The organism is Mycolicibacter virginiensis (assembly GCF_022374935.2).
Classification (GTDB): domain Bacteria; phylum Actinomycetota; class Actinomycetes; order Mycobacteriales; family Mycobacteriaceae; genus Mycobacterium; species Mycobacterium virginiense.
In genome coordinates this window covers 1,115,871-1,132,976 of record NZ_CP092430.2, presented here as the reverse complement: position 1 = coordinate 1,132,976, position 17,106 = coordinate 1,115,871, and the positions used below count along the sequence as shown (strand labels likewise).

15 protein-coding genes, 1 tRNA gene and 1 pseudogene are annotated in these 17,106 nt (G+C 68.6%); 11 read left to right on the top strand and 6 right to left on the bottom strand.

The annotated features are described in order from the left end of the window. Positions 1–70: 70 nt before the first annotated feature. Complete coding sequence (sigC, locus tag MJO54_RS05585; RefSeq protein WP_234821509.1) at positions 71–640, bottom strand: RNA polymerase sigma factor SigC; 570 nt, start codon at positions 638–640, stop codon at positions 71–73. Between the two features lie 180 nt (positions 641–820). Further along, positions 821–1,459 (bottom strand): annotated as a pseudogene (locus tag MJO54_RS05580) (DUF2275 domain-containing protein); the annotation flags it as partial. A 123-nt stretch (positions 1,460–1,582) separates the two neighbouring features. Here MJO54_RS05580 and MJO54_RS05575 point away from each other — a divergent pair. Beyond that, a complete protein-coding gene (locus MJO54_RS05575) occupies positions 1,583–3,109 on the top strand; it encodes a PPE family protein (RefSeq protein ID WP_046283958.1) in 1,527 nt (508 codons plus the stop codon). Positions 3,110–3,569: 460 nt separating this feature from the next. Here the strand turns inward: MJO54_RS05575 and MJO54_RS05570 are convergent, their stop codons facing one another. From MJO54_RS05570 to MJO54_RS05560, 3 genes are read right to left on the bottom strand one after another with little or no spacing between them, the layout of a single operon-like run. Then, the gene (locus MJO54_RS05570) at positions 3,570–4,463 is read right to left on the bottom strand and encodes a nucleoside triphosphate pyrophosphohydrolase (protein ID WP_046283957.1); all 894 of its coding nucleotides are present in this window, start codon (positions 4,461–4,463) and stop codon (positions 3,570–3,572) included. A 5-nt stretch (positions 4,464–4,468) separates the two neighbouring features. Then, positions 4,469–8,113 carry a transcription-repair coupling factor gene (gene mfd, locus MJO54_RS05565; protein ID WP_046283956.1) on the bottom strand — a complete coding sequence of 1,215 codons (3,645 nt, stop codon included), beginning with the start codon at positions 8,111–8,113 and terminating at the stop codon, positions 4,469–4,471. 59 nt (positions 8,114–8,172) lie between these two features. Next, a complete protein-coding gene (locus MJO54_RS05560; protein WP_024442510.1) occupies positions 8,173–8,775 on the bottom strand; it encodes a TetR/AcrR family transcriptional regulator in 603 nt (200 codons plus the stop codon). A 145-nt stretch (positions 8,776–8,920) separates the two neighbouring features. Between MJO54_RS05560 and MJO54_RS05555 the strand changes: the two genes are divergently transcribed. From MJO54_RS05555 to MJO54_RS05525, 7 genes are all read left to right on the top strand, one after another. After that, positions 8,921–8,992: transfer RNA gene (locus MJO54_RS05555), tRNA-Gln, on the top strand. Between the two features lie 56 nt (positions 8,993–9,048). Next, the gene (gene glmU / locus MJO54_RS05550; RefSeq protein WP_082108191.1) at positions 9,049–10,566 is read left to right on the top strand and encodes a bifunctional UDP-N-acetylglucosamine diphosphorylase/glucosamine-1-phosphate N-acetyltransferase GlmU; all 1,518 of its coding nucleotides are present in this window, start codon (positions 9,049–9,051) and stop codon (positions 10,564–10,566) included. Between the two features lie 109 nt (positions 10,567–10,675). Next, entirely contained in the window at positions 10,676–11,662 is a 987-nt protein-coding gene (locus MJO54_RS05545; RefSeq protein WP_046283955.1) for a ribose-phosphate diphosphokinase, read from the top strand. A 1-nt stretch (position 11,663) separates the two neighbouring features. Then, entirely contained in the window at positions 11,664–12,008 is a 345-nt protein-coding gene (arsC, locus tag MJO54_RS05540; RefSeq protein WP_046283954.1) for an arsenate reductase (glutaredoxin), read from the top strand. Further along, positions 12,005–12,661 carry an LpqN/LpqT family lipoprotein gene (locus MJO54_RS05535; protein ID WP_046283953.1) on the top strand — a complete coding sequence of 219 codons (657 nt, stop codon included), beginning with the start codon at positions 12,005–12,007 and terminating at the stop codon, positions 12,659–12,661. The genes arsC and MJO54_RS05535 overlap by 4 nt, the downstream gene beginning before the upstream one ends. 56 nt (positions 12,662–12,717) lie before the next feature. Continuing rightward, positions 12,718–13,086, top strand: coding sequence for a heme-binding protein (locus MJO54_RS05530; protein ID WP_046283952.1), 369 nt, complete (start codon positions 12,718–12,720; stop codon positions 13,084–13,086). Further along, positions 13,086–13,358 (top strand): hypothetical protein, encoded by a 273-nt coding sequence (locus tag MJO54_RS05525; RefSeq protein WP_046283951.1) that lies wholly within the window; start codon positions 13,086–13,088, stop codon positions 13,356–13,358. The genes MJO54_RS05530 and MJO54_RS05525 overlap by 1 nt, the downstream gene beginning before the upstream one ends. Positions 13,359–13,368: 10 nt before the next feature. Here MJO54_RS05525 and MJO54_RS05520 read toward each other — a convergent pair whose 3' ends face one another. Beyond that, the gene (locus MJO54_RS05520) at positions 13,369–14,757 is read right to left on the bottom strand and encodes a DUF1254 domain-containing protein (RefSeq protein WP_082108194.1); all 1,389 of its coding nucleotides are present in this window, start codon (positions 14,755–14,757) and stop codon (positions 13,369–13,371) included. A 95-nt stretch (positions 14,758–14,852) separates the two neighbouring features. Here MJO54_RS05520 and MJO54_RS05515 point away from each other — a divergent pair, with 95 nt between their 5' ends. The 3 genes from MJO54_RS05515 (at position 14,853) to pth (ending at position 17,099) form a co-directional block, all read left to right on the top strand. Continuing rightward, positions 14,853–15,725, top strand: a complete 873-nt coding sequence (locus MJO54_RS05515) for an oxidoreductase (RefSeq protein ID WP_046283977.1) — start codon at positions 14,853–14,855, stop codon at positions 15,723–15,725. A gap of 138 nt (positions 15,726–15,863) precedes the next feature. Then, positions 15,864–16,502: a 50S ribosomal protein L25/general stress protein Ctc gene (locus MJO54_RS05510; protein WP_046283976.1), complete on the top strand. Its 639-nt coding sequence runs from the start codon at positions 15,864–15,866 to the stop codon at positions 16,500–16,502. Positions 16,503–16,532: 30 nt separating this feature from the next. Next, positions 16,533–17,099, top strand: coding sequence for an aminoacyl-tRNA hydrolase (gene pth, locus MJO54_RS05505; RefSeq protein ID WP_046283975.1), 567 nt, complete (start codon positions 16,533–16,535; stop codon positions 17,097–17,099). Positions 17,100–17,106 lie beyond the last annotated feature (7 nt).

The window sequence follows — 17,106 nt, the reverse complement described above, 5'->3', positions numbered from 1 at the left end:
CGAATTCAGCCGAGTCTATACGGCGGTTCCAGCGTCGGCTCTCCTGCGTCGAGCCTCGCTAAACCGCCGACTAACCGGTCAGCTCACCGCGTTCCGGATCAGCCAGCAGCGCGTCACGTGCGCGCGCGACCCGAGACCGGATGGTGCCGACCGGGCAGTCGCAGACCGCCGCGGCGTCGGAGTAGGACAGCCCGAACAGCTGGGTCAGCAGCAGCGCTTCGCGCTGATCGGGCGACAGACCGGCGATCAACTGGGTCACCTCGACCACGTCCTCGAAACCGCGGGCGGGCCGGTCGCGGTCCAGCAGCAGTTCGGGGTCGACGCCCGGTGCGGTGCGCGGACGCGCCTTGAGGTAGCGAATGTGGTCGGCCACCACCCGCCGCGCGATGGCCAGCAGCCAGGTCCGGGCACTGGAACGGCCGGCGAACCGCGGGATCGCGCCGATCGCCCGTAGGAAGGTCTCCTGGGTCAGGTCGTCAGCACTGACACCGTCGAACAGGTAGGCCACGAATCGCCAGACGTCGTGCTGAGTGGCCTTGATGAAGGCCTCCAGGGCACGGGCATCGCCGGCCGCGGCGGCAACGGCGAGGGCGGTGACAGCATCGTCAGAGTCGCCTTGGACCCGGTCAGCTCCCGCCATGAACGTCAACCTTAGACCGGGGGTCGCGGCGCTATTACGACGCATGGTCGTAGAGCTGTCAGCGTGGTTGACCGACCGCAGATGACGCCGGCGACCGCGACCGGCGGCCGCCGCCGGGGCGGCCCCGCCAGTGGCGCCCTCGGTGTCCCACCGGGCCGGGCGCGGGCCTGCGTCACCGATGCGTTGCCGCGCCACCAGCAAAGCGAACGCCAAGCCGATCAGCACCGGCAGGTGGCTGGCGATACGAGCCGCCGTCACCTGACCGTGGTAGGCGTCGACAGCTACATAGCCGCCCAATGCCAGGGCATATACCCCGGCGATCGCGGCAACGCCGGCCGCCACGGACGGCCAGACCCCGGCGGCGATCATCGCCCCGCCGAGCGCCAACAACCACGCCGTGGACTCATGCAGCAAATGTGCGCCGGTGGCAGCAGGGTGCCCGTGTCCGTGCGCCGACACCATGCCGAAGTCCACGCCGGCGATCTGGATGGCCGCCATCCCCACCTGGAGCACCCCGACGGCAACCAGCGCCGGGCGTCGAAATCCCCACCGCGACCAGAGGCTGTCGTCGGGATTCTCGGCGGTGACCGATGTCACCCCTGCGGCCGCCAGAATCTGGGCGGCCAGGTCGGGACCTGCGTCGATCTCGGTGTCGGTGTTGAGGTCAGTGAGCCGGCGGGCCTGGGCGGCAGCGCCGACCAGCCAGCGCCGGCAGCTGCGGCATGACGCCAAGTGCGCATCGACCTGCTGCGCCGGCAGCTCCTGCTGCTCGCCGTCGAGCAGCGACGACAGGGTCTCGCGCACTACCTCGCACCGCATGCCGCCATAGTCGCTCATTCGGCGCTTGGAAACAAAGGGGCATTCCCAAGGAACCGAATCGCCCCACCACGCGACTACTGATTGACGACTTGAAGATCACCAAGCGTGAGGAAGAGGTGTTCGATGACCGCACCGGTCTGGCTGGCGTCGCCGCCGGAGGTGCATTCGGCGCTGCTGAGCGCCGGTCCCGGACCCGGTCCGCTGCTGGAGTCGGCGTCGGCGTACTCGGCGATGAGCGCGGAATACGCCGAGGTGGCCGCCGAACTCGACGCGGTACTGGCCGGAGTGCAGGGCGCCTGGCAGGGCCCCAGCGCCCAGCAGTACGCGGCCGCGCACGCCCCCTATCTGAGCTGGCTGGCCGAGAGCGCCGCCAAGAGCACCGCCGCTGCCGGCCTGCACCAGACCGCGGCCGCGGCCTACACCGCCGCGCTGGCCGGTATGCCCACCCTGGCAGAGCTGGCCACCAATCACGCGGTGCACGCCACGCTGGTGGCGACGAACTTCTTCGGCATCAACACCGTCCCGATCGCGCTGAACGAAGCCGATTACGCCCGCATGTGGGTGCAGGCCGCGGAGATGATGACCGTCTACCAGAGCGTCGCGGGAGCGGCGCTGGCCTCGGTTCCGGCTCCGACGCCCGCGCCGCCGATCGTGGCCCCGGGGGCTGCCGAGGCCGCTGCCGCCCCCAGTTGGGAACAGCAGCTCAAGGACCTGATCACGCAGTTCAACATGGGTTTTGCGGACCCGATCGCCAAGTGGTTGTGGGCGCAGTTGGGTGTCGACGGATATCCGATCGAGGCGTTTCCGTTTGCCAGCTCGGTCACCCAGATGCTGCTGGGGATCCCGGGGATGTCCCCGATTCTGGCCGGGGCCCTGGGCTGGTTCACCTTTCACACCCTGATGCTGTTGTGGCCGCTGGGCCAGATGGCAGTAATGATGGCGATCCCGATCGTGATGGCCGCGGCGCCCGCCCTCGCCGCGGCCGCCGGGCTCGGCGCGCTGGGCGCGATCGGTGCGGTCGGGCTCGACCAGCCGGTCGAGCCGACCCCGCCGATGCCGGTGGGCGGCAGTGTCGGCGCTCCGGTCGCCGCGGCTGCCCCGGTGCCCGCGGGAGCCGAGGCGTGCGCCTGCGCGGATCCGATCTCCTCCGCCGGCCCCACTGCTCCGGCCACTGCGGGTGCCGGCATGCCGGCCGGCGGCGGGGCTGGGGGCGGACCGGGCGTCGGATTCGGGCCGACCTCTTGCCTGTACCTGGTGAGCGGTGTCTCCTCGTCGGCGCGAAGCTCCAGCGGTGCGCGGCGTTCCCGCAGTGCCGACGAAGAGGCGTCGGAGAGCCAGGGCGCCCCCGGCGAAGCCACGGCGCAGGCACTGGCCGCCAAGCGCCGGCAGCGGCAGCGCGCCAAGCAGCGCGGGTTCGGCGACGAATACATGGATATGAATATCGGTGTGACGCCGGAGTGGGATGGACCGGCGGGCGCGGCCAGCGCCTCGGATTCCGGTGCCGGCCCGCTGGGCTTCGCCGGCACCGCGGCCGGGACCAGCCGTCAGGCTTCCGGGATCGCTGTGCTCAGCGGCGAGGGTCTCGACACCGAGCCGCGGGTCCCGATGCTGCCGGGCAGTTGGGGCGAGGTCTCTGACTCGCAGCGCTAACACAGTCGGTCGAGCCTTGACGGTTGGAGCCCCACCCGCCTCACCTGTCTCGGCTCCCGAGGGTATGGAGATGTGCCCGCCTGTGAGCGACAGGACATACAAAGGCCCAGGTGGGCGTCGGAAAGGCGCCTTAGCTCGCGCCCCATCTGCACCAGGTTCCCCGCGTATCCCATCCGCCCGCGGATTGTCGCTGAGGGGCGGGGCGCCCCACCTAACAGCGACAATCAGGGCTCCCACGCACACCGTCATCGCCATTGTCGCTACGACGCGGGCACCCCTGAGCCCGCGGCAAAAGCGTGACATTGGGGGATTTTGAGATGACAGTGACGTTCGTGAATACCGGAACGCACAGCCACCTGCGGAAATACCGGGTTGTCGCTCACAGGCGGGCACATCTCCATACCCTCGGTAGCCGCGACCAAAGTGACGGCTGAGGAGACCGGCCGGCCCGAGCGGGAGGCTAGGGCTGCGGCCAGTGGGCGCGCCACTGCTCTTCGGTGGGCTCGCCGATGACCGCCCTTTCCACCGCCCGGACGGTGTCCATGAGTTCCAAAACCGCTGCCCGCAAGTCGTTTTCGGCATCGATGTCGGCGGCCACCGTGACGGTGGTGACCGTCTCGGGGATCAGATCTGCCGGCACGCCGGCGCGGGCGAGCCGTTGCAGCACCTTTTGAGCCAATGCCAAGGCCGGCTGCGCGGTCGGCACATCGTCGAGAATCGATTCCCTGAGCTTGATCGCTGCTTTCTCTAGAGCTTTGCGCTCTTCCCACTGCGCCACCTGCTCGGCCAGTGAGATCTCCTCGCCGGCGAGCACCGCGGGCGCCCGATTGCTCAGCTTGCGCAGCAGTGAATCCGCGACGTCGTCGATACCGAACGCGTTCTCCAGCGCATCCTCCGCGATGCGGGCGTGGAACAGCACCTGCAGGAGCACGTCGCCGAGCTCCGCGCACAGTTCGTCGGCATCGCCGCTGCGGACCGCGTCGAACAGTTCGTAGGTCTCCTCAAGCAGAAACCGGCGCAGCGAGTCGTGGGTCTGCTCGCTCTCCCACGGGCCGGTAGTGCGCAGCCGGTCCATGATCGCGACCGCGTCGATCAGCCGCTCCCCCGGTGGCGCGTCCGGCACCGCGATCAGCGCCTCCCCGGCCTCCAGGCGAGCGACCACGTCGGGATGGTTGCGGTCCGAAGACAGCAGCACCGGGGCTTCAACGCCGGAGAGCACCGATCGTGCCGCCGGCAACGACCACGGCACCACGATCGGTAGTTCCTCGGTGTAGACGATCTCACCGGCGAGCAGCGCGAGGGCTTCGACCGGGACAAGCGAGGGCCGGCGGGGGTCGACCAGGACGACGGTCATCGTGGTTACCGTACTGCGGGCACCGCGCCGGTGACGTCGATAAGGCCCTGCGGCTTGCCGTCCAGTGCCGAGATCAGATCGGCCACCATTTGGACGAGTTCGACGTCGCGGATACGGGGCGCACCGACGGGCGCGCCGGCACCGCCGGCACGCGGGATCGGCACCTGCACCGTGGCAGTGGTGGCGCGGTAACTGGCCGACGGATGCATCCGCTTGAGCCGCAACTGGGCGGAGTCCGGCAGCGTCATCGGGGCCAGCCGCAGCGTCGTCGCCGACGCCGCGGACACCTCGGTGATCCCGGCGGCGCGGCACAGCAGCCGCAGCCGGGCCACCGCCACCAGCCGGCCGGCCGGCTCGGGAAGCGGTCCGTAGCGGTCGGATAGTTCTTCAACGACGGCGCTGACCGCCCGATCATCGGGGGCAGCGGCCAACCGGCGGTAGGCCTCCAGCCGCAACCGGTCGGAGTTGATGTACTCCGGCGGCAGGTGGGCGTCGACCGGCAGGTCGATCCGGACGTCCTTGACCTCTTCGGTGGTGATGGTCTCGCCGTTGAAGGCCGCTCTATATGCTTCTACGGCCTCGCCGACCAGCCGCACATACAGGTCGAAGCCCACCCCCGCGACGTGCCCGGACTGCTCCACTCCCAGCACGTTGCCGGCGCCGCGAATCTCCAGGTCTTTCATCGCCACCGCCATACCGGCGCCCAACTCGTTGTTCTGGGCGATGGTGGCCAGCCGGTCGTGGGCGGTCTCGGTCAGCGGGCTCTCCTTCGGGTAGAGGAAGTAGGCGTAGCCGCGTTCCCGGCTGCGTCCCACCCGGCCCCGCAGCTGGTGCAGCTGGGAGAGCCCGAAGGTGTCAGCGCGTTCGACGATCAAGGTGTTGGCGTTGGAGATGTCCAGGCCGGTCTCGATGATGGTGGTGCACACGAGGATGTCGTATTCCCGGTTCCAGAAGCCCTGGACCGTGGTTTCCAGCATTTCTTCGGGCATCTGGCCGTGCGCGACGACCACCCGGGCCTCGGGCACCAGGCCGCGCACCCGGGCGGCGGCCGCGTCGATGGAGCTGACCCGGTTGTGCACGTAGAACACTTGGCCGTCACGCAGCAGCTCGCGGCGCAGTGCGGCCGCGACCTGCTTGTCATCGTGGCCGCCGACGTAGGTCAGCACGGGATAGCGGTCTTCGGGCGGGGTGAGGATCGTCGACATCTCCCGGATGCCGGCCAGGCTCATCTCGAGGGTGCGCGGAATCGGGGTGGCGCTCATGGTGAGCACGTCAACGTGGGTGCGCAGGGCCTTGATGTGTTCCTTGTGCTCGACGCCGAACCGCTGTTCTTCGTCGACGATCACCAGGCCGAGGTCCTTCCAGCGCACCCCGGTCTGCAGCAGCCGGTGGGTGCCGATCACCACGTCGACGGAGCCGTCGGCCAGGCCGTTGACCGTCGCCTTGGACTCTTGTGCGTCGGTGAACCGTGACAGTCCCTTGACGGTGACCGGGAAGCCGGCCATCCGGGTGCTGAAGGTCTGCAGGTGCTGGTCGGCCAGCAGTGTGGTGGGCACCAGCACCGCGACCTGTTTACCGTCCTGAACCGCTTTGAATGCCGCGCGCACCGCGATCTCGGTCTTGCCGTAGCCGACGTCGCCGCAGATCACCCGGTCCATCGGAACCGGCTTTTCCATGTCGGCCTTGACCTCGCTGATCGCGGTGAGCTGGTCCATGGTCTCGGTGAACCCGAACGCGTCTTCCATCTCGGCCTGCCACGGGGTGTCCGGGGCGAACGCGTGGCCGGGCGCGGCCTGACGTTTGGCGTAGAGCGCGACGAGTTCGTCGGCGATCTCACGGACCGCTTTACGGGCCTTGGTCTTGGTCTGGCTCCAGTCGCTGCCGCCCAGGCGGCTTAGCGCCGGTGCCTGCCCGCCCACGTAGCGGGACAGCTGATCCAGCGAGTCCATCGGCACGTACAGCTTGTCGGTACCGTTGGCGCCGCGCTTGCCAGATGCGTACTCCAGCACCAGGTATTCGCGTCGCGCCCCGCCGACGGTGCGCTCGGTCATCTCCACGAACTTGCCGATACCGTGCTGGTCGTGCACCACCAGGTCGCCGGCGGTCAGTGCCAGCGGGTCGACGGCGTTGCGGCGCTTGGCCGCCAACCGCTTGCCTTCCGGCCCGCTGACCCGGTTGCCGGTCAGGTCGGCCTCGGTCACCACCACCAGGTTGGCGCCGGGGATGACCAGGCCCTCGTGCAGCGGGCCCTTGAGTACCCCGACCACCCCGGGCTGCGGGGTGGCGCCCGCATCCAACAGCGTTGCCGCAGTCTCGGATTCGGCCAACTGCTCGACGATCCGGCGGGCCGTGCCGACGCCGGGGGCGACTACCGCCGCCCGTCCGCCGGTCGCGATGTGCGCCCGCAGCATGGCGAAGACCTCGTCGATGTCGCGCTGCCGGCCGCGCGCCGACGGCGACGGACGCACGTCGAGTTCGGTAGCGTCCGGGTCGGGCAGCTGGCTCAGCGTCCACCACGGATGCCCGGTGTCGAGCGCCGCCTGGCGCACCTGCGCGAACTCACGAAATCCCGACCCGCCGAGCGCTTCGATGTCGATCGGGGCGTCGCCGCCGATCGCGGCGACCGACCAGGACGCCTCCAGGAATTCGCGTCCGGTCTTGATCAGGTCGGCGGCACGAGCGCGGATCTTCTCCGGATCGCAGACCAACACCGGCGTGCCCGGGCGCAGCTGGTCGGTCAGCAGCGCCTGCGGGCCGGGCCGCAGCACCGGGCCCAGCGCCTCCATGCCGTCGACCGGGATGCCCTCGGCCAGCTTGGACAGCATCTCGCCGACGGTGCCCAAGACGGCGTTCTCGGTGTGCGGCTGATCGCGGGCCAGCTCGGCCGCGCGCGCTCGCACATCGTCGGTGAGCAGCAGCTCCCGACAGGCCACCGCGACCACGGTGCCGACCTCGACTTCGGGGATGGAGCGCTGGTCGGCCACCGAGAACGGCCGGATCTCGGTGACCTCGTCGCCCCAGAACTCGATGCGCACCGGATGTTCGGCGGTCGGCGGGAACAGATCGAGGATGCCGCCGCGGACCGCGAACTCGCCGCGCTTGCCGACCAGGTCCACCCGGGTGTAGGCCAGCTCGACCAGCCGGGCGATCACCGCCTCGAACGGGATCTCGTCACCGACGGCCAGCATGACCGGTTCGATCGCGTCCAGCTGGCCGGTCATCGGCTGCAGCAGCGACCGGGCCGTGGTCACCACCACTCGCAGGGGCGGCCCCAGGCGGGCGTCGTCGGGCTGGGCCAGCCGGCGCAGCAGCAGCAGGCGGGCGCCGACGGTGTCCACCCCGGGCGAGAGCCGCTCGTGCGGCAACGTCTCCCAGGAGGGGAACAGGGCCACCGTGTCGCCGTAGACGCCGCGCAGCTCCGCGGTCAGGTCGTCTGCCTCGTGGCCGGTGGCGGTGACCACCAACAGCGCGCCGGTGCGGGCCAGCGCGGCGGCGGTGAAGGGCCGGGCACCGACCGGACCCACCAGCGCCAGTTCGGCGGGCGGATCGCCCGCACGCTCGATGAGTTCGGCGAAAGCCGGCGCGGTCAACGCCAGGTCTACGAGCCCCGCAATCGGGTTTTGGACAGTCTGGTACCCCGGTGCGGTCATGATGTGGGCAATTCTAGGCGGTGGGGCGCCGGCCGACGATTTGCGTTGCGGTACAGGCCTTATTCGTCGTGCAGGGTCGGGTCGGACTCCAGGTGAGTCAGTCCGTTCCAACACAGGTTGACCAGGTGCGCGGCCACCACTTCCTTCTTGGGTTCGCGTACGTCTAGCCACCACTGCGCCGTCATCGACACCGAACCGACCAACGCCTGGGCATACAGCGGCGCCGTCTCCGGGTCCAGACCGCGCTTGGCGAAGTCGCCGGCCAGAATCGACGACACCTGGCCGATCGCGTCGTTGAGCAAGGTCGAGTAGGTGCCGGAGCTGATCGACGCCGGCGAGTCGCGGATCAGGATGCGGAATCCGTCGGTGTGCTCGTCGACATAGGTCAGCAATGCCAGCGCGACGCGCTCCACCCGCAACCGGGACTGATTGTTGGTCGCCTTGGTCAATGACGTGGTGATGCCGTCCAGCAATGCCGACATCTCGCGGTCGACGACCACGGCGTAGAGCCCCTCTTTGCCCCCGAAGTGCTCATAGACCACCGGCTTGGACACATTGGCCCGCTGCGCGATCTCCTCGATGGACGTGCCCTCATACCCGCGTTCGGCGAACAGCGAGCGGGCGACATCGATGAGTTGGTGACGGCGTTCGCTACCTGTCATCCGGGCTCGCGGCGCCCGGCCGTCCTTATCCAGACCAGCCACGCGACCAGGGTAGTCCGTTGGACTAGACCGGATTGTCCGACTTCTTACTCGGGCCGCGGGCGGCCCTCGCCGTCGTCGGACTAAAGTCACTGCGGAACACCGATCCGTCGTGGTGTAATCGGCAGCACCTCTGATTTTGGTTCAGATAGTTCAGGTTCGAGTCCTGGCGACGGAGCTCAGATTTGTCCACCCCTTTGGCGCGAGCGTGCACAGAATGACAGGCTAGGCGGCGTGTCGACGCACAAACACGCTCCCCCGCGGTCAGGAGACGGCCCCGCGGCCGGCCAGGACGCCGTCATCGTCTTGGCGGCCGGAGCCGGCACCCGGATGGTCTCCGACACCCCTAAAGTGCTGCATCAGCTCGGCGGGCGCAGCATGTTAGCGCACTGCCTGCAGGCGGCCGCCGGGGTCGGGCCCCGCCAGCTGGTGGTGGTGTTGGGCCACGCCCACGAGCGCATCACTGGAGCGGTCACCGAGCTGGCGGAAACCCTGGACTGCCGCATCGACGTCGCGCTGCAGGACCAGCAGCTGGGCACCGGGCATGCGGTGCTGTGCGGCCTCTCGGCCCTGCCGGACGACTTCACCGGCACCGTCGTCGTCACCTCCGGCGACATTCCGCTGCTGGACACCGCGACACTGCAGGCACTGATCGACACCCACCGCACCGCCCCGGCCGCGGTCACCGTGCTGACCACCACCCTGGCCGACCCCACCGGCTACGGCCGCATCCTGCACACCCAAGACGGTGAGGTCACCGCGATCGTCGAACAGGCCGACGCCACCGAATCGCAGCGGGAGATCCGCGAGGTCAACGCCGGGGTGTACGCCTTCGACATCGCCGAGCTGCGTTCCGCCCTGGGCCGGCTGGGCTCGGACAACGCCCAGCACGAGCTGTACCTCACCGACGTGATCGGCATCGTCCGCGGCGACGGCCAGGTGGTGCATGCACGCCACGTGGACGACGCCGCCCTGGTGGCCGGCGTCAACGATCGCGTGCAACTGTCCGACCTGGCCGCCGAACTCAACCGCCGCCTGGTGGCCACTCACCAGCGGGCTGGAGTCACCATCGTCGACCCCACCACCACCTGGATCGACGTGGACGTGACCATCGGGCGCGACACCACCGTCGCACCCGGAACTCAGCTGCTCGGCCGCACCGTCATCGGCACGCACTGCACGATCGGGCCCGACACCACCTTGAGCGACGTCACGGTGGGCGACGGGGCGTCGGTCATCCGCAGCCACGCCGAATCTTCGTCGATCGGCGCTGGGGCGACGGTCGGGCCGTTCACCTATCTGCGTCCCGGAACCGCGCTGGGCGCCGACGGCAAGCTGGGCGCGTTCGTCGAGACCAAGAACTCCACCATCGGCACCGGGACCAAGGTTCCGCACCTGACCTACGTCGGCGACGCCGACATCGGCGACCACAGCAACATCGGCGCCTCCAGCGTGTTCGTCAACTACGACGGCCAGACCAAACGGCGGACCACGGTCGGCTCGCACGTGCGCACCGGCTCGGACACCATGTTCGTCGCACCGGTCACCATCGGCGACGGCGCCTACACCGGCGCCGGGACCGTGGTGCGCCATGATGTGCCGCCGGGCGCACTGGCGGTCTCGGCCGGCCCGCAACGCAACATCGAGAACTGGGTGCAGCGCAAGCGGCCCGGCAGCCAGGCCGCTTCGGCGGCCGAGTCGGCGAATAACGCCGAAGAAGCCGACCAGACTCCACCCGATCTGACATCGTGAGCTTGATCGCGTTGAGGCAGCCCGAGGCGAAATCGCACGCCGGGCTACGTACCATAAGGCCCGAGTTAACTCGACCGAAATCCACAATCTCCTACGGCGGGGGCAGCACGTGAGCCACGACTGGACAGACAATCGCAAAAACCTGATGCTCTTCGCTGGTCGTGCGCACCCGGAGCTGGCTGATCAGGTCGCCAAGGAACTGGACGTCCCGGTTACCGCGCAGACCGCCCGAGACTTTGCCAACGGCGAGATCTTCGTGCGCTTCGACGAATCGGTGCGTGGCTGCGACGCCTTCGTGCTGCAGTCTCACCCGGCGCCACTGAACCAGCACCTGATGGAACAGCTGATCATGATCGACGCGCTCAAGCGGGGCAGCGCCAAGCGGATCACCGCCATCCTGCCGTTCTACCCGTATGCCCGCCAGGACAAGAAGCACCGCGGCCGCGAACCGATCTCGGCCCGGCTGGTCGCCGACCTGCTCAAGACGGCCGGCGCCGACCGGATCGTCACGGTGGACCTGCACACCGACCAGATCCAGGGCTTCTTCGACGGCCCGGTCGACCACATGCGGGCCCAGCCGCTGCTGTGTGGCTACATCCGGGACAACTACCTCAACAACGGCAAGGACGTCGTGGTGGTCTCCCCCGACTCCGGCCGGGTGCGGGTCGCCGAGAAATGGGCCGACTCGCTGGGCGGCGTGCCGCTGGCCTTCATTCACAAGACCCGTGATCCGCGGGTGCCCAACCAGGTCAAAGCCAACCGGGTGGTCGGCGAGGTCGCCGGCAAGACCTGTGTGATCACCGACGACATGATCGACACCGGCGGCACCATCGCCGGGGCGGTCGGCCTGCTGCGCGAAGCGGGGGCAGTGGATGTGGTGATCGCCGCCACCCACGGCGTGCTGTCCAACCCGGCATCCGAGCGGTTGGCGGCCTGCGGCGCCAGCGAGGTGATCGTCACCAACACGCTGCCGATCACCGAGGACAAGCAGTTCCCGGCGCTGACCGTGCTGTCGATCGCTCCGCTGCTGGCCAGCACCATCCGGGCTGTGTTCGAAAACGGCTCAGTCACCGGGCTATTCGATGGGGACGCCTGACATGACCGACGCGGTGGTCTATCACAACCCGCGCTGTTCGACCTCACGCAAGACGGTGGAGCTGCTGCGCGAGAACGGTATCGAGCCGACGGTCGTGGAGTATCTGAAGACCCCGCCGTCACGTGCGGAGCTGGCGGAGATGATCAGCGCCGCCGGGATCGGTGTGCGCGACGCGGTGCGTACCGGCGAGGCGGTGTACGCCGAGCTGAACCTGGCCGATGCATCCGATGACGAACTGCTTGACGCGATGGCCGCCAACCCGATCCTGATCCAGCGGCCGTTCGTCGTCACCGGTAACGGCACCCGGTTGGCTCGTCCGATTGACGCGGTCCGCGAGATCCTGTGACCCCGCTGCGCTTGACGGTCGCGGCATTGGCGTGCGCGGTCCTGGCCAGCACCACATCCGGGTGCGGTGCCAAAACCCCTGACTATCAGTCGATTTGGGGCAACGGCAGCACGACCACCACCTCGTCGGAACCGGAGGCTCCGGTCACCGTGGGACGCTACCTAGAGGACCAGGGCGTGGCCGCGGAGGCGGTGGCCCCCAACGCACCGACCGACCTGACCGTGTCGATCCCCACGCCGCCGGGCTGGACGAAGAAAGAAAACCCGATGCTGCCGGCCACCACGCTGGTCCTGGGCAAGGGCGAGAAGTTCCCCCGGGCGATTTTGAGTGTGGTCAAACTCAACGGGAACTTCGACTCGAAAGAGGCCATCCGGCACGGTGTGGTCGACGCCCAGCTCTCGCCGAATTTCCGGCTGCTGGACGCCTCCAACGAGGACTACCAAGGTTTCCCGTCATCGATGGTGCAGGGCACCTACGACATGGATGGTCAACGCCTGCACAGCTGGTTCCGGATGGTGATCGCCACCGGTTCGGCGCCGGCCGAACAGCGTTACCTGGTGCAGTTGGCGGTCACCGCCCCGGCCGACGAGGCGCCCAAGAACGCCACCGACGTCGAGGCGATCATGAAGGGCTTCACCGTCGCCGCGAAGTAGCCCCGACCGGAGTCAGGTCTTGTTAAAGTGACGCACCCGTTGAAGGGAGTTCCGCCATGTCGCTCGTTCGCCTGTCATCGCTGAGCCTGACCGGTTTCGGCGTAATCGCCGTCACGACCGGCCTGCTGACGCCGGCCGTGGCGTTGGCCGACCCGCAGCCCGGCTGCACCGCCGCCGACATGGCCAACGTGGCCACCGGCGTCGCCGCCTCGACGTCGGGTTACCTCTACGCGCATCCCGACGTCAACGACTTCTACACCGGGTTGCACAACCGGCCCGATGACGAGGTGCCCGAGGCGGTTCGCAGCTTCTTCGCCGACAACCCGCAGGCCCACTCCGACCTGCTGGGGCTGCGCCAGCCGCTGGCCGACTTCCGCGCCCGCTGCGGATTGCCCCAGCCCGAGCGCCCGCTGCTGGACCAGTGATGGCACGCCGGATCTGGGTCGTCGCGGCACTGACCCTGACCAGCCTGCCGGGCGCCGTGGTCGTGTTCACCCCGGCCGGCACCGCCAGTGCGGGCTGCGTCGGCGTGGGCCGTCGGGTGTACGTCAGCGGATGCGCCGACCCGATGCCACCGCCGGCCTACTACGCACCGCTGCCCGAAGACGTGCCTCCGCCACCGCCGCCACCGCCTCCGCCGATCAACACCTGCGTGGGCTACAACGGCCGCTGGGTGCACGCCAACAACTGCAACTAAGCGGGTCCGCCTAGTTCTTCACCGCCTTCGGCGGTGCCCAGGCGCCGTTGAGCGCTTCTTCCTTGGGCCAGTACAGCCGCAGGATCATCTGGAACGGCCCCTCGGGTGCGGGCAGCCAGTTGGATTCCTTGGCCGCGCCGGGAGATTGGTTCTGCACGTAGACGGTGATTCCGCCGTCGGGATCGCGGGTCAGACCCGGCAGCATCGGCGAGTTGATCAGATACCGGTTGATCGGGTTGGCCACCAACAGACTTTCGGGCATCTTGTACATGGTCAGCGACCAGAACGAGTTCACCGGTGGCAGCGCTTCGGGCGCGAACCGCAGGGTGTAGCCTCCTGCCCCGCTCAGCGGCGCTCCGTCGGAGTCCACGGCCACCACCGGATAGATGGCCTCCTGCGCGGTGTTGCCGTAGATCCCGAGCACCGCACCGGCCATCCGGTACAGGTAGTTACCGGCGAGGAACTCCCGGGTGCCGAACAGTTGCGCCGACGTCACCTGGCCGGTGTCCAGCTTGTCCTTCTTGAACGCGTTGAGTTCCGCCCAGGCCTGCGCCATCCCGGCCTGGACGGCGTCGCGGGTTTCGGCGCTGAGTTCATCGGCGTTGAAGGTGCCGTCGGGGCCGATGCCGATGCTGGCGAATCGGGCCCGCAGATCCTGCTCCCCGGGCACGACAGGCGCGTACTTCAGCAGGAAGCTCAAGATCTCGAAGAACCTCGGTGAGGTCTTCTGCTCGTCGGGCGTCAGTGGCGCAATGAAGTCCACCGGCGGGGCGCTCACCGCGGACTGCTTGAGGTAGGCCGACAGCGGTTCCACGGTGTAGCCGGCCTGGATCTTCTTGACGTTGTCGATGTCGGCCGGGTCGAACAACTGGGTGCGATAGATGACCAGTGCGAAGTCGGTGTCGGAGCGAATCACCTCGTCGACGCCCTCGGGCTTGTCGCCCTTCCAGCCGGGGCCGGCCAGCAGGTACTGGCCGCCGCCATTGCCGGTGGTGCGGCTGCCGACGTAGGCGAAGTTAGAGGTGTAGGCGTCAATGAACTGCAGCGAGTAGTAGCGGCCTTCCTCGATCGGCGGCACTGTCAGTATCAACGGCTCGGCCCGCAGATCGGTGCCCAGCATCGTGTAGGGCGTGTCGGAGTTCGGCGTCTGCACGGTGGTGTCATCGGGGGTGTAAACCCTTGCAGTGCTGTGCGTCTGGTTCCAGTCGCCCTTGTACTGCGGACCCGACTTGTCGACGAAGTAGGCGTGCTGAATGCGGTAGGAGTCCACCATCGGAAAGCCGTAGACGTAGGCCTGTTTCGCGATCTCACGGACCTGATCGGCCGACTGGGCCGGCACCGGGCTGGCGGGTTCGGCCGACTCCCGGTTACCGCAGCCGCTCACTGCGGCCAGCATCATGACAATCAATCCGAGGGTGGTCCACTGCTTCACGTCGCTCCTGAGTCCGATCGACATCCCGGCACACGGGGGCGCGCCTCGTTAGAGTGTCAGCCATGGCCTCCTGGTCCGCCACCGATCTGCCGTCGTTCGCCGGGCGATCCGTCATCGTCACCGGAGCCAACAGCGGTTTGGGGGCGGTGACCGCACGCGAATTGGCCCGGGTCGGCGCCGCCGTGACCCTGGCCGTCCGCAACACCGCCAAGGGCCAGGCCGCCGCGGCGGGGATGCCGGGTGACGTGACGGTTCGCGCCTTGGATCTGGCGGACCTGTCCTCGGTGCGGCAGTTCGCCGAGGAGACCGCGGCCGTCGATGTGCTGATCAACAACGCCGGCATCATGGCGGTGCCCTACAGCAAGACCGTCGACGGTTTTGAGAGCCAGATCGGCACCAACCACCTGGGTCATTTCGCGCTGACCAACCTGCTGTTGCCCAAGCTCACCGACCGGGTGGTGACGGTGTCCTCAGCGCTGCACCGGATGGGCTACCTCAGCCTCAAGGACCTGAACTGGGAGTCCCGGCGGTATTCGGCGTGGTTGGCCTACGGCCAGGCCAAGCTGGCCAATCTGCTGTTCACCAGCGAACTGCAACGCCGGCTCGTGGCCGCGGGTTCACCGCTGCGCGCGCTGGCCGCCCATCCCGGCTATTCGAGCACCAACCTGCAGGGCCAGACCGGCAATCGGATCGGCGACCTGGTGATGCGCACCTTCGGCAACGGCCTGTTCGCCACCAGCCCCGATTTCGGGGCGCGCCAGACTCTCTACGCGGCGTCGCAGGATCTGTCCGGTAATACCTTCATCGGTCCGCGCTTCGGCATTGTCGGTCGCAGCGGGCCGGTGGGCCGCAGTCTGTTGGCCAAGCGCGGCTCCACGGCCGCCGAGCTGTGGGAGCTGTCTGCGCAGCTCACCGGGGTTCAATTTCCGCTCTGAGCTGCCGATGCGCTAGCCTGACCAGGCGTCACGGCGAGGGCGGCCACCATTTGGCCGCCGTTATCGACGAGGACCTCCTAGATGGTTGTCGCGATCTGGCCGTGCCTCATGCACGCCGTAGCAACCAAGGAGTTCCCCATGGCTAAGAGCCCGACCACCAACCAGCTGACCGTTTCGGTGCGGACCGAGACCGGCAAGGGCGCCTCGCGCCGGGCCCGCCGCGCAGGCCGGGTCCCCGCGGTCCTTTACGGCCACGGCACCGAGCCGCAGCACCTGGAGCTTCCGGCCCACGACTTCGCGGCCGTGCTGCGCCACTCCGGTACCAACGCCGTACTCACCCTCGACATCGAGGGCAAGGAGCAGCTGGCGCTGACCAAGGCACTCGAGATCCACCCGATCCGTCGCACCATCCAGCACGCCGACCTGCTGGTCGTGCGTCGCGGTGAGAAGGTGACTGTCGAGGTCAACGTCGTCATCGAGGGCGACGCCGCGGCCGGCACCCTGGTCACCCAGGACGCCACCGCCGTGGAGATCGAGGCCGAGGCGCTGTCGATTCCCGAGCAGCTGACCGTCTCCATCGAGGGCGCCGAGGCCGGCACCCAGTTCACCGCCGGCGCCCTAGAGCTGCCCAACGGCGTGAGCCTGGTCTCCGACCCCGAACTGCTGCTGGTCAACGTGATCGAGGCCCCGAGCGCCGAGGAGCCGGCCGAGGCCGAGGCTGCGGGCGAGGAAGCCGGCGCGGAGGCCGCCGAGGGCGCGGCCGCCGAGTCCGAGTAAGCCGAGCACCGCGTGGCCGAGTCACCACCGATGCTGGTGGTCGGCCTGGGCAACCCGGGCCCGACCTACGCCCGCACCCGGCACAATGTCGGCTTCATGGTCGTCGACCTGCTCGCCGAGCGGATCGGATCGCCGTTCAAGCTGCACAAGAAGTCGGGTGCCGACGTGGCCACCGGGCGCCTGAGCGGGCGCTCGGTGGTGCTGGCCCGGCCACGCTGCTACATGAATGAGTCGGGCCGCCAGGTGGGCCCACTGGCCAAGTTCTATTCAGTGCCCACCGGCGGGGTCGTGGTGATTCACGACGATCTCGACCTGGATTTCGGCCGGATCCGGCTCAAGCAGGGCGGCGGCGAGGGCGGCCACAACGGCCTGCGCTCGATCGCGACCGTGTTGGGCAGCAAGGATTTTCAACGGGTCCGTCTCGGGATCGGCCGGCCACCCGGCCGCCAAGATCCGGCGGCGTTCGTGCTGCAGGCGTTCACTGCCCGGGAGCGCGACGAGCTACCGACGATCTGCGAGCAGTCCGCCGACGCCACCGAGCTGCTGATCGAACTGGGGCTGGAACCGGCCCAGAACGTCGTCCACGCCTGGGGCTAGTAGCACG

Bases quoted from the DNA above. Each gene is read 5' to 3' on its own strand.
- sigC (WP_234821509.1), bottom strand. From the start codon at position 640: ATGGCGGGAGCTGACCGGGTCCAAGGCGACTCTGACGATGCTGTCACC.
- MJO54_RS05575 (WP_046283958.1), top strand. From the start codon at position 1,583: ATGACCGCACCGGTCTGGCTGGCGTCGCCGCCGGAGGTGCATTCGGCG.
- MJO54_RS05570 (WP_046283957.1), bottom strand. From the start codon at position 4,463: ATGACCGTCGTCCTGGTCGACCCCCGCCGGCCCTCGCTTGTCCCGGTC.
- mfd (WP_046283956.1), bottom strand. From the start codon at position 8,113: ATGACCGCACCGGGGTACCAGACTGTCCAAAACCCGATTGCGGGGCTC.
- MJO54_RS05560 (WP_024442510.1), bottom strand. From the start codon at position 8,775: ATGACAGGTAGCGAACGCCGTCACCAACTCATCGATGTCGCCCGCTCG.
- arsC (WP_046283954.1), top strand. From the start codon at position 11,664: ATGACCGACGCGGTGGTCTATCACAACCCGCGCTGTTCGACCTCACGC.
- MJO54_RS05530 (WP_046283952.1), top strand. From the start codon at position 12,718: ATGTCGCTCGTTCGCCTGTCATCGCTGAGCCTGACCGGTTTCGGCGTA.
- MJO54_RS05525 (WP_046283951.1), top strand. From the start codon at position 13,086: ATGGCACGCCGGATCTGGGTCGTCGCGGCACTGACCCTGACCAGCCTG.
- MJO54_RS05520 (WP_082108194.1), bottom strand. From the start codon at position 14,757: ATGATGCTGGCCGCAGTGAGCGGCTGCGGTAACCGGGAGTCGGCCGAA.
- MJO54_RS05515 (WP_046283977.1), top strand. From the start codon at position 14,853: ATGGCCTCCTGGTCCGCCACCGATCTGCCGTCGTTCGCCGGGCGATCC.
- MJO54_RS05510 (WP_046283976.1), top strand. From the start codon at position 15,864: ATGGCTAAGAGCCCGACCACCAACCAGCTGACCGTTTCGGTGCGGACC.
- pth (WP_046283975.1), top strand. From the start codon at position 16,533: ATGCTGGTGGTCGGCCTGGGCAACCCGGGCCCGACCTACGCCCGCACC.